Origin of the sequence: Falsiroseomonas sp. CW058, assembly GCF_050563535.1 — a bacterium.
In the GTDB taxonomy this organism is placed as follows: domain Bacteria; phylum Pseudomonadota; class Alphaproteobacteria; order Acetobacterales; family Acetobacteraceae; genus Falsiroseomonas.
Map to the genome: position 1 here is coordinate 68096 of NZ_JBNXUO010000024.1, position 12892 is coordinate 80987.

The 12892-nt window shown below is 73.0% G+C and carries 13 protein-coding genes; 4 read left to right on the plus strand and 9 right to left on the minus strand.

Annotated features, from left to right (window positions below; all coding sequences use genetic code 11):
• Positions 1-16: 16 nt before the first annotated feature.
• Positions 17-826, plus strand: coding sequence for an ABC transporter ATP-binding protein (locus ACK8OX_RS18185; protein WP_430665649.1), 810 nt, complete (start codon positions 17-19; stop codon positions 824-826).
• A complete protein-coding gene (locus ACK8OX_RS18190; RefSeq protein ID WP_430665650.1) occupies positions 816-1712 on the plus strand; it encodes an ABC transporter permease in 897 nt (298 codons plus the stop codon). The genes ACK8OX_RS18185 and ACK8OX_RS18190 overlap by 11 nt, the downstream gene beginning before the upstream one ends.
• Before the next feature lie 53 nt (positions 1713-1765).
• Here the strand turns inward: ACK8OX_RS18190 and ACK8OX_RS18195 are convergent, their stop codons facing one another.
• From ACK8OX_RS18195 to ACK8OX_RS18215, 5 genes are all read right to left on the minus strand, one after another.
• A complete protein-coding gene (locus ACK8OX_RS18195) occupies positions 1766-2794 on the minus strand; it encodes an amino acid ABC transporter substrate-binding protein (protein ID WP_430665651.1) in 1029 nt (342 codons plus the stop codon).
• The gene (locus tag ACK8OX_RS18200; protein ID WP_430665652.1) at positions 2791-4695 is read right to left on the minus strand and encodes a TRAP transporter permease; all 1905 of its coding nucleotides are present in this window, start codon (positions 4693-4695) and stop codon (positions 2791-2793) included. Before ACK8OX_RS18200 ends, ACK8OX_RS18195 begins: the two co-directional genes overlap by 4 nt.
• A gap of 31 nt (positions 4696-4726) precedes the next feature.
• Entirely contained in the window at positions 4727-5725 is a 999-nt protein-coding gene (locus ACK8OX_RS18205) for a TAXI family TRAP transporter solute-binding subunit (RefSeq protein ID WP_430665653.1), read from the minus strand.
• Between the two features lie 109 nt (positions 5726-5834).
• Positions 5835-6131 carry a hypothetical protein gene (locus tag ACK8OX_RS18210; RefSeq protein WP_430665654.1) on the minus strand — a complete coding sequence of 99 codons (297 nt, stop codon included), beginning with the start codon at positions 6129-6131 and terminating at the stop codon, positions 5835-5837.
• Position 6132: 1 nt separating this feature from the next.
• Positions 6133-6516: a hypothetical protein gene (locus ACK8OX_RS18215; protein ID WP_430665655.1), complete on the minus strand. Its 384-nt coding sequence runs from the start codon at positions 6514-6516 to the stop codon at positions 6133-6135.
• Between the two features lie 221 nt (positions 6517-6737).
• On the opposite strand from ACK8OX_RS18215, the gene ACK8OX_RS18220 reads away from it, so the two are divergent.
• Positions 6738-7556: a transporter substrate-binding domain-containing protein gene (locus ACK8OX_RS18220; protein WP_430665656.1), complete on the plus strand. Its 819-nt coding sequence runs from the start codon at positions 6738-6740 to the stop codon at positions 7554-7556.
• A gap of 60 nt (positions 7557-7616) precedes the next feature.
• Here ACK8OX_RS18220 and ACK8OX_RS18225 read toward each other — a convergent pair whose 3' ends face one another.
• The 4 genes from ACK8OX_RS18225 to ACK8OX_RS18240 all read right to left on the minus strand — a co-directional run bounded on the left by ACK8OX_RS18225 (position 7617) and on the right by ACK8OX_RS18240 (position 12272).
• The gene (locus ACK8OX_RS18225; protein ID WP_430665657.1) at positions 7617-9803 is read right to left on the minus strand and encodes a hypothetical protein; all 2187 of its coding nucleotides are present in this window, start codon (positions 9801-9803) and stop codon (positions 7617-7619) included.
• 247 nt (positions 9804-10050) lie between these two features.
• A complete protein-coding gene (locus ACK8OX_RS18230) occupies positions 10051-10563 on the minus strand; it encodes a DUF2171 domain-containing protein (RefSeq protein WP_430665658.1) in 513 nt (170 codons plus the stop codon).
• Between the two features lie 63 nt (positions 10564-10626).
• The gene (gene pdxY / locus ACK8OX_RS18235; protein ID WP_430665659.1) at positions 10627-11514 is read right to left on the minus strand and encodes a pyridoxal kinase PdxY; all 888 of its coding nucleotides are present in this window, start codon (positions 11512-11514) and stop codon (positions 10627-10629) included.
• Positions 11515-11546: 32 nt separating this feature from the next.
• On the minus strand, positions 11547-12272 hold the full coding sequence (locus ACK8OX_RS18240; RefSeq protein ID WP_430665660.1) for a cation transporter: 726 nt from the start codon (positions 12270-12272) through the stop codon (positions 11547-11549).
• Positions 12273-12404: 132 nt separating this feature from the next.
• On the opposite strand from ACK8OX_RS18240, the gene rpmE reads away from it, so the two are divergent.
• Positions 12405-12635, plus strand: coding sequence for a 50S ribosomal protein L31 (gene rpmE / locus ACK8OX_RS18245; protein ID WP_430665661.1), 231 nt, complete (start codon positions 12405-12407; stop codon positions 12633-12635).
• The last annotated feature ends 257 nt before the right edge of the window (positions 12636-12892 follow it).

Sequence of the window (12892 nt, forward strand, 5' to 3'; positions counted from 1 at the left end):
CCGAGCGGGGGTTTGGATGGAGCGTCCTTTCGTCGAGATCAGTTCGGTCGCCATGCGCTATGGCGGCGTGGAGGGCACGCTCGCGCTCCGGGGCTGCAGCATGGACATCGCGAAGGGCGAATTCGTCGCCGTGGTCGGCCCCTCGGGCTGCGGCAAGTCCACGCTGATGCGCCTGGTCACCGGGCTCTGGCCCTGCACCGCGGGCAGCGTGGTGGTGGCGGGGCACGAGGTGGCAGGCCCGCTCTCCATCGCCGGCATGGCCTTCCAGAACCCCACCCTGCTGCCGTGGCGCAACATCCTGGACAACGTGATGCTCCCGCTCGAGGTGGTGGAGCCCCATCGCCGCCGCCTGCGGTCCGAACGCGCCATGTACGAGCAGAGGGCCCGCGACCTCCTCGCCCTCGTCGGCCTCGGCGGGTTCGAGAAGCGGTTCCCCTGGCAGCTGTCGGGCGGCATGCAGCAGCGCGCCAGCCTGTGCCGCGCGCTGATCCACGAACCCGCCCTGCTGATGCTGGACGAGCCCTTCGCCGCGCTCGACATCTTCACGCGCGAGGATCTGTGGGCCGTGCTGCAGGATGTCTGGATGGCACGCCGGCCCACCGTCATCCTCGTCACGCACGACCTGCGGGAAGCCGCCTACCTGGCCGACCGCGTGCTGGTGATGTCGTCCCGCCCCGGCCGCATCATCGCGGAGCGGAAGGTGGACCTGCCCCGCCCGCGCGACCTCGAGACCACCTACCAGCCCGCCTTCGTCTCGCTGGTGCACGACCTGCGCGAATACATCAGCGCCGCCCGCAAGGGGGAGGAGATCGCCCATGCCGAGTGACGCCGCCACCCTGGTCCGGCCCGCCGCCGCGACCCGCGACGACCCCACCCTCTCGCCCGAGGCGCTGGCGCGGCTGGAAGCGATGGCCGCGGCGGCGCGCCGCCGCCGCCGGCTCCAGGCCGCGCTGCCCTGGCTCGTCATCATCGGCATGTTCCTGGTCTGGGAAGCCGGCGTGCGCGCCTTCGGCGTCCCGCAATTCGTGCTGCCCGCGCCGACCGACATCGCGGCGAGCATGGTGAAGTGGTGGAAGCCGCTGCTCGACAATTCGTGGCAGACGCTGATGACGACGCTGATCGGCTTCGCCTTCGCCATCGTCTTCGGCCTGCTGCTCGGCATCGCCATCGGCAGCTCGACCCTGCTCTACCACGGGCTCTACCCGCTGCTGATCGGCTTCAACTCCGTCCCGAAGGTCGCGGTGGTGCCGATCCTGGTGATCTGGTTCGGCATCGGCACCGTCCCGGCGGTCATCACCGCCTTCCTGATCAGCTTCTTCCCGATCGTGGTGAACGTGGCCACCGGCATCGCGACCGTGGAGCCCGAACTGCGGGACGTGCTGCGCGCCCTCGGCGCCCGGCCGAGCGACATCATCCGAAAGGTCGGCCTGCCGCGGGCGATGCCCTATTTCTTCGCGTCCCTGAAGATCGCGATCACGGTCGCCTTCGTCGGCTCGATCATCGCGGAGACGGTGGCCGCCAACAAGGGAATCGGCCACCTGATGATCCTCGCCTCCTCCCGCTTCGACGTCCCGCTGGTCTTCGCCGGGCTGATGGTGACGGCGGTGATGGGCGTGCTGATGTACGTCGTCGCCGTCGCGCTGGAGGAACGCACCACCGGCTGGGCGATGCGCGGCCAGGGCGACCAGCAGGTGCAGCTGCCCGGCGGCTGACCGCCGCCCCCTGGCCCGGCGCCGCGTCCCGCGCGGCGGCCGGGCTGCGGAGGTCAGCGGATCGGCGGCGCGTACATCAGCCCGCCACGGGTCCAGAGATCGTTCAGCCCGCGCTGCAGCCCGATCGGCGTGTTGCGGCCGAGATGCCTCTCGAAGATCTCGCCGTAGTTGCCGACGGCCTTGATCGCGTTGTAGGCCCAGCGCCGATCGAGTCCCATGAACGGCCCGTGGTCGCCCGAGACGCCGAGCAGCCGGCGGATCTCCGGCCTTTCGCTGCGCAGCATCTCGTCCACATTGGCCTGGGTGACGCCAAGCTCCTCCGCCTCGATCAGCGCGAAGATCGTCCAGCGCACGATGTCGAACCACTGGTCGTCGCCATGGCGCACCGCCGGCGCCAGCGGTTCCTTCGAGATGATGTCGGGCAGCACCACATGGTCCTGCGGCCGCGGCAGCGCGCTGCGGACCCCGGCAAGCTGGGACGCGTCGGTGCTGAAGGCGTCGCACCGCCCGGCCTCGTAGGCGATCCGCGTCTCGTCGTTCTGCTCGAACACCACGGGACGGATCTGGAGGCGGTTGCTGCGCGCCCAGTCCGCCAGGTTCAGCTCGTTCGTGGTGCCGGAGGTGACGCAGATGGAGGCGCCGTCGAGCTGCGTCGCGCGCTGGAGGTTCGCCGAGCGGCGCACCAGGAAGCCCTGCCCGTCGTAGAAGGTGGTGGCGGTGAAGTTCAGCCCGTTCGCCGTGTCGCGCGACTGCGACCAGGTGGTGGTGCGCGGCAGCAGGTCGATCTGGCCCGACTGCAGCGCCGGCAGCCGCGCGGCGGAGGTGACGACGGTGAAGCGCGCCCGGTTCCCGTCGCCGAAGATCGCGGCGGCGACGGCGCGGCAGGTGTCGGCCTCCAGCCCCTGGTAGACGCCGCGGCTGTCGGTCACGCCGAAGCCGGGCGCGCCGGGATGCGCGCCGCAATCGACGAAGCCCTTGGCCCGCGTCGCCGCCAGAGTCGGCCCCGGCGCGGCCATGGTCTGCGCCAGCGCCGGCAGCCCGAGCAGCGCGGCGCCCAATGCCAGCACGGTCGTCCTCATCATCTCGCCTCTCCCCGTTTCGGGCGTGCCATCGCCCATTGCCATGCCGCCACCCCGGCCAGCGCGCCGGCGCCGAGCAGGAAGCGCGTGGTGTCGTCCAGCACATGGCCGAAGGCGGCCATCAGCCCCGCCGCGCCCAGCGCGATCCGCAGCAGGACGCCCATCGGCGCCAGCAGGAAGCCCGCATAGGCGGACGTGATCAGCGTCAGCGCCGCCAGTTGGATTCCGGTGGCCATCAGGATGTCGAACAGGCCGCCGCGCAGCATGATGCCGGGGTCGTAGATGAAGGCGAAGCCCACCGTGAAGCCCGCGATGCCGAAGCGGGTCGCGTGGATGCTGGTGATGGTCGGGCTCGATTTCGCGATGGCCGCCGCCGCGAAGGCCGCCGCCGCCACGGGCGGCGTCGCATCCGCGATCACCGCGAAGTAGAAGGTGAACAGGTGCGCCTGCAACATGTCCACGCCGAGCCCGCGCCCGAGTTCCAGCACCTGCGGCACGCCGATCGCGGCGGCGATGATGTAGGATGGCGTGGTCGGGATGCCGAGGCCGAGCACCAGCACGGTCAGCGCCAGCAGCACGAGGAGCATGCCCAGGTTGCCGCCCGCCAGCCCCTTGATGATGCCGCCGAAGGCCACGACCATGCCGGTGGCCGTCAACGCCGACACCACGATCCCCGCCCCCGCGATCGACACCGCGAGCGGCGCCATGGTCAGCCCCGCCTGCGCCAGGCTGTCGAGGATGGCGAAGGGCGACATGCGGCTGCGCCGGCGCAGCATCGCCACCAGCACCATCGCGACCGTGGCGCAGAAGGCGGCGAAGTTGCCGGACCAGCGTTCCATCATCAGCCAGACCAGCACGGCGATGGGCAGCACCAGATGCGCATCCGCCAGCACCTCGCGCCAGGCCGGGATGTCCTTCAGCGGCATGGCGGAAAGGCCGAGGCGCTTCGCCTCGAAATGCACCGCGGACAGGATGGCGAAGTAGTACAGCACCGCGCCGACCGCGGCCGCGACCACGATCTCGCCGTAGGGGATGTTGGTGATCTCCGCCATGACGAAGGCGGCGGCGCCCATCACGGGCGGCATCAGCGCCCCGCCCACCGACGCCGCGCTCTCGATCCCGCCCGCGACCGCCGGGCGGTAGCCGACCCGCACCATCAGCGGGATGGTCATCGCCCCGGTGGTGATGACGTTGGACACGGAAGACCCGCTCATCGTCCCGAACAGGCCGGAGGTGACGACGGCGACCTTCGCCGGCCCGCCGGTGTAGCGCCCCGCCACCGCGGCGCCGAGGTTGGAGAACAGCCGCCCCGTGCCGCTGCCCTGCATGAAGCTGCCGAACAGGATGAAGACCGCGATGGTGGTCGCGACGATGCCGGTCAGCGGCCCGTAGATCCCGCCCGCGGTGGGGACCAGCCAGGATGCCTCCACGATCTCGGCCGGGCTGAAGGGGCGCGCGTTGAGGACGCCGGGGATCAGGTAGCCCCACTGCATGTAGGCCAGGCTGCCCGCCACCATCCAGGCCAGACCCGGCTCCACCGCGCGGCGGATGGCCTCCAGCAGGGTGACGATGGCGGTGATGCCCAGCACCATCATCAATGGCGTGAAGGGATCGACGTATTCCATGCGGTCGGCGACCGACATCCAGTTCCACATCACCCAGCCATGCGGCACCGCCGATGCCGCCGCCCAGGCCCAGTCCGGCCAGGAAGGCCGGTGCCGCGGCGACCGCGCGGGGAAGGCCGGGTACAGGAGGAACAGCAGCGGCGTGAAGACCAGCAGGTGGAAGCCGCGCATCTGGATGGGCTCGGGGAAGCCCGTGCCGCCGAAATAGAGATGGACCGCGGCGGCGGCCGCGGCCCATGCCCAGCAGACCCATCTCAGGGGCCCGGAAAGCTGCCTCAAACCCGCGCCCCTTCGTCCAGACCCCCGGCCTTCAGGCCGCCGGCATCGCGCCTGCTTCGCGGAAGGCGCGCTGCGCGCCCGGGTGCAGCGGCACGCCGGCATAGCGCCAGGACGTCGCGGGGTCCCAGGCGCCCATGCTGGCATGGATGTTCACCAGTCGCTGCCCGCGGTTGCGGATCAGCGTGCGCGTGATGCGGTACGCCACGTCGTCCGGCAGGGTGTGGTGGGCCAGGATGACGCTGTCCATCGTCGTCACCATCAGGTCGGCATTCTGCAGGCTCGGATAGGTCGCGGCCGGCAGCCGGCCCTCGGCATAGGCATGGGTTTCGATCAGGTGCCGGCGCAGGTCGTCGGGGAAGCCGACCAGGCGCGAAGGCCGCCGCCCCTGCCCGATCTCGGTCAGGATGGCGGCGGGCTTGGCCAGCGCGGCGTAGAGGTAGTCCACCTGCCCATCCGCATAGGCCGCGGCGATGTCGGCATAGCTGCCGTTCAGGTAGCGCCCGCCATTGGCGCGGATCTGGTCGGGGGATGTGCCGAAGAAGCGCAGGATGCGCTGCAGCGTCATCTCATCCGTGCTGGACCGCTGCGGGCAGGCGATGCGCAGCCCGCGCTGCGTCAGGATCTCGCGCATCCCCTCCGGCCCGCCATCGGCGCGGCGGACCAGGTTGTGCTCCGTCGGGCTGTAGCCGGTGCCGAGGCTGCGGAGGTTCTCGTGCTTCGCGCTGTACGGATCCTCGCCGCGTGCGGCGGCGGCGGTGAAGGTGTCGATGCCCCAGCCCATGGCGGACTGGTTGTTGTTGACGCGGGTGGAATTGGCGAGGCCGCCGCCCGGGACCACGCGGATCCGCAGGTCCTGGTTCTCCTCCGCGATCAGGGAGGAGAGGCCGGCCGCCATCGTGTACCACCCGCCGCCCACCGACCCGGCGACCCATTCGAAGGTCTGCTGCGCCTGCGCGACGCTGATGACGGGCGCGGCAAGCGCGCCGGCGGTGCCGAACAGCGCGGCACGGCGGGAAATCCTCAGGGCCATCGTCTCGTCTCCCGGGTAGGTGGGAGCGATGATGGACAGGCCCGGCCACCCGCGGCAACCGGGATGTTCCTGAACTGCCGGCAATCCGCCCGCGGGCTACCCCCGCAGGCTACCCCAGGAAGGGCCGCGCCGCCGCCAGCGCCGGCGCACAGGACGGCGCGGCATCGCGCAGCACGGCCTCGGGCGTGGTGGTGCCGATCCAGACGCCGATGACGGAGGTCACCGCCCACCAGGGATCGGCCGCCGCGCGGTCCGCCAGCCCCGGCGCGGCCGCGACCGCGCAGGCGGTCACGCCCTGCATCACCGCCGCCGGCGCGCGCGCCGCCTCCAGCTTCGAATGCACCTCGGCCTGCAACGGGCCGAGCAGGAAGACGGCGACGATCCAGGCGATCAGGTCGGAGAACATGTCACGCCACCCGCGCCGGGCGACGCGCCGCGAAGGCGATGCCCGCCAGCCCCGCCAACGCCACCACCGCGGTGGCCGCACGGAATGCGGTGGCCGCCCCCGCCTCGCCCGCCAGCAGCGCCGGCACCTGCGCCAGGGCCGTGCCGCCGCCGAACAACGCCAGCGCGCAAACCGCGACTCCGACGGCGACCGCCACCGGGCCCGGCCGCAACAGCGACGCACCGAGCGCCACCGCGCCCAGGGCGGCCGGGATCAGCGCCGTCCAGTGCACCGGCCCCGCCGGCAGCAGGTAGCCCGCAAGCCCGATCAGCAGCAGTGCCGCGCCGACCGCGCGCAGCACCGCCGCCATGCCGCGCCGCCCGCCTTGGATGGTGTCGTGAGCCATCGCCTCCAAGCCTCCAGATCGCGGCAGCGCCGCAAGGTGGAGGTCCGACATCGCGTGCCGCGGGTTGCGCGACACGCCAGAGGGGCCCGGACCGTCCCCCGCGAATTGGCCCCGCCGCCCAGCCGCTTCAAGCCCGCGCGCGCCATCCTGACGCAGGACGGGCTTGCGCGCCCGCGCGGGAGGCGCAACGTCGCCCGAAGCCAAACGGGAGGACCCACGCCATGCGTCGCCGAACCCTGCTAGCCGCCACGGGCGGCCTCCTCGCCACCCGCGCAGCCGCGCAGCCCGCAGATGCCGCGACGCGGGCGGAGCTTGCGCCCTCCGGCACGCTCCGCGTCGGCATCGGCGTGGGGCCGGCGGCCTCGGCCTTCTGGGCGCTCCGCCAGCCCGACGGGTCGCCCCGCGGCGTGACGGTAACCCTGGCCGAGGAAGCGGCGCGGCGGCTCGGCCTGCCCTTGCAGGTGGTCGCCTTCCCCTCCTCCGGCGCGGTCACGGAGGCGGGCGCCTCGGCGCCGCCGGGCTGGGACCTGTCCTTCATGCCGGTCGATGCGGAACGCGCCGCGCGCGTCGCCTTCGGACCGGACTACTACCTCTCGGTCAGCACCTACCTCGTCGCCGGGAACAGCCCGCTTCGCCATGCCGACGACGCGAACCGCGACGGCGTGCGGGTCGGCGGCGTCGCGGGCACCACCACGCTCCGCGCCGCGCAGCGCGCCCATCCGCGCGCCACCTTCGTCGCCACCGCCGGCCTCGACGAGATGGTGGCGAAGTTCCAGGCGGGTGAGGTCGATGCCGTGGCGCTCGGCCGCGAATCGCTGGAAAGCCTGCTGCCGCGCCTGTCGGGCGCGCGCATCGTGGACGGGCATTTCCACGCGCTCGGCACCGCCGTCGCGGTGCCGCGGGGCAGGCCGCTCGCGCTCGCCTGGGCCACGGCCTTCATCGAGGCCGCGAAGGCAGACGGCACGGTGCGCCGCGCGCTCGACGGCGTCGGGATCGGCGGTCCGGTCGCGCCCGCGGGCAGCCGCACGGCGGGGGCCTGAACGCGGCGGCGCGGCCGGCGGCGCGCGGCATGGCGGACCCTGCCGCCATGCCGCGCACTGTCAGATCAGCACGATGTCCGACGCCTGCAGGGCAGGGTGGCCGTCGAAGGTCGCCAGCAGCACGCGCGTCTCGGCGCCCCTGCCATCGGCATCCCAGAACAGCCGTCCCGTCGTTTCCTGGTAGATGAACTGCGCCGCGAACCCGACCGGCCGCCCGAGCAGGTCGGAGACGAACTGCGTCGCGGCGTCCAGCCCCTCGCCCGCGACCAGCCCGCCCCCGAAGCCGAGGGCCGAGATCTCGACCACGTCGGCGCCCGGGGTGAAGCCGACGATCCTGTCAGCCCCTTCGCCGGCCACGAGGAAGCGGAACACGTCGGCGCCGGCGCCGCCTTCGAGCCTGTCGATGCCCTCGCCGCCCGTCAGCGTGTCGTCCCCGCTGCCGCCCACCAGCACGTCATTGCCCGCCATTCCCTCCAGCAGGTTGGCCGCGTCGTTGCCCACGATGCGGTTCTGCGATGCGTTGCCCCGGCCGTCCGCGGCCGTGCCGCCGATGAGTTGCAGCATCTCGACATCGGTGCCGAGCACGAAGCTGGAGGAGGCCAGCACCCGGTCCTGGCCCTGGCCGGCCTGCTCCACGACCACATCCCCGGAACTGTCGACATAGTAGCGGTCGTCGCCCGCGCCGCCGGTCATGCTGTCGTTGCCGGCGCCGCCGTCGAGCCGGTCATCGCCCAGCCCGCCGTCCAGCGTGTCCGCCCCGCCGCCGCCGACGAGCGTGTCGTCGCCTTCGAGCCCGGACAGATGGTTCGCGCGCTGACTGCCGGTGAGCTGATTGCCAAGCCCATTGCCCGTGCCGTGCACCGCGCGGGCCGCCAGGCGCAGCCCCTCCACATGGTCGCCCAGCACCCAGTCGACCGAGGCGTAGACGAGGTCGGTGCCCTCGCCCGCAAGCTCCGTCACCACGTCGCCGGCATCGTCCACCACATGGACATCGTCGCCCGCGCCGCCGCGCAACACATCCGCACCCGCGCCGCCGTCCAGCGTGTCGTCCCCGCCAAGGCCCTCGATCGTGTCCGCGAGGGCGCCGCCGACGAGCGAGTCCGCCAGCGCCGACCCGATGGCGGGCTCCTGCGCCACATCGGTGACGGTGACGGAAAGCTGCTCGCTGTCGGTCGCGGTGCCGTCGGAGACGGTGACGACCAAGTCATAGGTGTTGTCGCCGCCCGCATCCGCCGGCGTCTCGAAATCCGGCGCCTCCTTGAACGTCACCTCGCCGGTCGCGCCGTCGATGTCGAACAGCGCCGCGTCGATGCCCGACAGCGACCAGGCCAGCGTGTCGCCATCGGCATCGGTGGCGAGCGGCGCGACGACGGCGCCCGTGCCGTTCTCGGCGAAGCCGGCCCCCGCCAGCGTCGCCATCACCGGCGCGGCGTTGACCACCGGCGAGCCGTCGCGTTCGAAGACGCGCATCTCGCCGGTATCGTAGGTCAGGAGGAGGTCGTCGTCGCCATCGCCGTCGATGTCGCCGAAGCTCGGCACGGAATACTGTTCGACCGGCAGGTCCGCGAAGGGGTTGATGTCGAAGGGAACGAGGCTGCCGCCCGTCACCTCGAAGGCGACGAGGGTGAGCGCGTAGGTCACGTGGTCGATCATCAGGAGCGCGAGGTCGCGCTTGCCGTCCCCGTTCAGGTCGCTGACGGCAAGGCTGCCCGGAATGTTGTAGAACAGGCCATCGAACAGCGAGGGGAAGCCGTCGTCGAAGCCGGCGCCGCTGTTCTCGTAGGCGGACAGGCCCATCATGTCGGCGCCGGTGAGGAGGTCCGCGTCGCCGTCCTCGTCGACGTCGATGAAGGCCCCGATCGTCCGCACGTAGCCGAACAGGTTGGCGAAGGGGTTCGTCGCCATGGGCACGAAGCTGCCCGCCACGTTCTCGAAGCCCTGCATTCCGCCGTAGCCGCCGAGGAACACCGCATCGAGGTCGCCGTCGGCGTCGAGATCGGTGAAGGCCGCGGTGGAGCCGAAGCCCTGGCCGGTCACGTCGAACAGGTTGCCGTCTACCAGCGTGAATCCGGCGTCGGTGTTCTCGAACAGCTGCAGGGGGCCAAAGCCGCCTCTGATGACCAGATCGGCCCGCGAATCGCCCACCAGGTCCACCAGCACTGGCGCGATGTAGAACGTAAATGCGGTGACCGCCAGGTTGGACAGCGGGTTCGGCGTGATCTCGGTGTAGCTGACGGACAAGGACAAGGCGGGTGCTCCTGACGCGGCACCGCGTGGCGGGACAGGTCCGGCCGCGGTGGGGAGCACGGCTCTACAGGCGGCGGCGGCGCGCGGCTTGTCGGGACACTCCGTGTTTTGTCGGGCGCGGCCAGCGACGGCTGCCCCGCCAGCATGGCCAACAGGACGGGCGGGGCGCGACCGTCGCGGACCCTTTCGGCCGGCCGTCGACCGGGGCCGCCCGGGCCCGGTCCCTCCGCCCGGCCGTCCCGGGCCCCTACACCTCCCCTCGCCCGCTCGGGTCCATGTTCGGGTCGCCTCGGAAACCGGGGCCGGAGCCGAGATGCCCGGCCGTCGTCCCGCCGCCCCCCGTGCCGCCCCCATGCGCGGACCCGCCCGCCAGCCCCTGCCGCCCCGCCGTGGTCCCGCCGCCGCGGATGTTGCCGCTGCCGGGCCCGTTCGCGGCCGCGGCGGAGGAATCGCCCACGCCCGCCTGGTTCAGCGCCGCCGCATCCCCGGTTCCGGCGAAGCCCTCCTCCAGACGCTCCGGCGCGCTGCCGCCCGCCGCCATGGCGCGGGCCTGCGTGGCCGGCAGCGTCAGGCGCACGACGTCGCCCTCCACCATCGCCACGGCGCCGAGCGGGATGAAGCGGTGCGCGCCGTGCCCCACCGGGTCATCCACGCGGGTCAGCTTGATGCGCCCATGCTCCAGCCCGTCCACGCGCCCGACCTCGCCGCCATCCGCGCCCAGCACCCGCATGTGCTCCCGGATCTCGCCGCCTGCCGTCATCGCCGCCTCCTGCCGAATGCGGGCCTTGAACGGCCGAGCGGGCGGATGGATGCGCCGTGCCGCTCAGCAGCGTTCCGCGCGGAACACCCGGCTTGGCGTCACGAATTCCTCCTGCGCCGCCACGGTCAGGATCTCGCGTGAGCCGGCTTCGGCGGTGCGGCGCAGCAGCCCGTGGATGGAGGATGCGGCGGCCGAGAGCGCGACCCGCGCCTCCCCCCAGCGCAGGCGGTGGAACAGGAACAGCGCGGCGATGGCATCGCCCGCGCCGTTGACGCTCAGCGGCAGCAGCGGCGTGCGGAGCCGCCAGAACTCCCCCGCCTCGCCTGCCAGCAGGTCGATCGCGTCGGCGGGCGTGTCCTCGACGCGCAGGCTGGTCACCAGCACGCAGCGCGGCCCGCGCGCCTGCAGCCCGGCCACCGCCGCCTTCGCCCCGGCCAGCGTCGTCACCGCGCCCCCGGTCAGCCATTCCAGCTCGAACTGGTTCGGGGTGGCGATGTCGGCCGCCGGCAGCGCGCGGTCGCGCATGAATTCGGGGATGCCGGGGCGGACGAAGACGCCGCGCCCGACATCGCCGATCACCGGGTCGCAGCAGTACATCGCGCCCGGATTGGCCGCCTTCGCCCGCCCCGCCGCCGAGAGGATGGCCTCCCCGATCTCCGCGGACCCCATGTAGCCGGACAGCACGGCATCGCAGCGCGGCAGCGCGCCGCGCTCCGCGATGCCCTCGACCAGCTCCCCGATCAGCTCCGCCCCGAAGACGCTGCCCCGCCAGGCGCCGTAGCCGGTGTGGTTCGAGAACTGCACCGTGTTCACCGCCCAGACCTCGGCGCCGAGCCGCTGGAGCGGGAAGACGGCGCTGGCATTGCCGACATGCCCGTAGCTGACCCAGGACTGGATCGAGAGGATGTTGAGCGGGCGCCCGGAATCGGCGGGCGAGACGGCCTGGTTCACGCGGCTGGGGTCCCTGTTGGCGTCGCGGGACGCTAGGGTCGGGGCGGCGGGGGGTCAATCAACCCGGCGGCGTGTTGCGCGTGCAACCGGGCAGCGTGTTGCGCGTGCAACCGGGCAGCGTGTCGCGCGTGCGCAGGCGCATCGCCGCGCAGCTCCGCCATGGCGCGGCGCGCGACGCCGAGGCTGGTGTTCAGGAACAGCGCCGCCATCGCCGCGGCGACGATCAGGTCCGGCCAGCGCGTGCCGGTGCCGAGGACGCCGGCCGCGGCCGCGAGCACGAAAAGGTTGCCGATCGCGTCGTTGCGGCTGCACAGCCAGACGGACCGGACATTCGCATCCCCCTCGCGCCAGCGCCACAGCAGCGCGACGGAAAGCAGGTTGGCCGCGCAGGCCGCGACCGCCACCGCCCCCATCGTCACCGCCTCCGGCACGCCCTCCACGAAGACGCGCCACGCCGCGGCGCCGATCACCCAGGCCGCCACCAGGCCGAGACTCGCGGCCTTCAGCAGCGCGGCCCTCGCCCGCGCCGCGGCGGCCATGCCGATCACCGCCAGGGACAGGCCGTAGGTCGCAGCGTCCATCGCGAAGTCCAGGCTGTCCGCGACGAGCGCGAGGGACCGCGCCAGCGCGCCGGCCGCGATCTCCGCCAGGAACATCCCGGCATTGAGGAGGATGACGATCAGCAGCGCGCGACGGAAGGCGGGATCCCGCCCGGTGAAGACGGCATCGTGGCCGCATCCGCAAGCGTCATGGGGCATCGGGGGAGAATCGTGCGCCGCCCCGCCCGCGGCAAGACGCCGGAGGTTGCACGGCCCGGCGACCTCCCCTATACGCGCCGCTCCCGTGCCTGCCGGTCACCGTCGGCGGGCCCACCCGGCGCGAGCGCAGTCATGAAGCCCGACATCCACCCCGAATACCACGACATCACCGTCATCATGACGGATGGGACGACCTTCACGACGCGGTCCTGCATGGGCAAGCCCGGCGACACGCTGCGGCTCGACATCGACCCCAAGTCGCACCCGGCCTGGACCGGCCAGCAGCGGGTGATGGACACCGGCGGCCAGATCGCCAAGTTCAACAAGAAGTTCGCTGGCATCGGCGCGCGGAAGGCCGGCTAAGCCCTTCTTTCGCAAGGCTTTCGGGGCGGGGGGGGGGGGGGGGGGGGGCGGGGGGGCCGGGGGGCGGGGGGGGGGGCGGGGGGGCGGGGGCGGGGGGGGGGGGGGGGGGGGGGGGGGGGGGGGCCGGGGGCGGGGGGGGGGGGGGCGGGCGCCCCCCCCCCCCCCCGGCCGCGGCCCCCCCCCCCCCCCCGGGGCGGGGGGGGGGGGGGGGGGGGGGGGGGGGGGGGGGGGGGGGGGGGGGGGCCCCCCCCCCCCCC

Coding starts and splice junctions, on each gene's coding strand:
- ACK8OX_RS18215 (WP_430665655.1), bottom strand. CDS start 6,516: ATGGCTCACGACACCATCCAAGGCGGGCGGCGCGGCATGGCGGCGGTG.
- ACK8OX_RS18205 (WP_430665653.1), bottom strand. CDS start 5,725: ATGGCCCTGAGGATTTCCCGCCGTGCCGCGCTGTTCGGCACCGCCGGC.
- ACK8OX_RS18230 (WP_430665658.1), bottom strand. CDS start 10,563: ATGACGGCAGGCGGCGAGATCCGGGAGCACATGCGGGTGCTGGGCGCG.
- ACK8OX_RS18185 (WP_430665649.1), top strand. CDS start 17: ATGGAGCGTCCTTTCGTCGAGATCAGTTCGGTCGCCATGCGCTATGGC.
- ACK8OX_RS18220 (WP_430665656.1), top strand. CDS start 6,738: ATGCGTCGCCGAACCCTGCTAGCCGCCACGGGCGGCCTCCTCGCCACC.
- ACK8OX_RS18240 (WP_430665660.1), bottom strand. CDS start 12,272: ATGCCCCATGACGCTTGCGGATGCGGCCACGATGCCGTCTTCACCGGG.
- rpmE (WP_430665661.1), top strand. CDS start 12,405: ATGAAGCCCGACATCCACCCCGAATACCACGACATCACCGTCATCATG.
- ACK8OX_RS18195 (WP_430665651.1), bottom strand. CDS start 2,794: ATGATGAGGACGACCGTGCTGGCATTGGGCGCCGCGCTGCTCGGGCTG.
- ACK8OX_RS18210 (WP_430665654.1), bottom strand. CDS start 6,131: ATGTTCTCCGACCTGATCGCCTGGATCGTCGCCGTCTTCCTGCTCGGC.
- ACK8OX_RS18190 (WP_430665650.1), top strand. CDS start 816: ATGCCGAGTGACGCCGCCACCCTGGTCCGGCCCGCCGCCGCGACCCGC.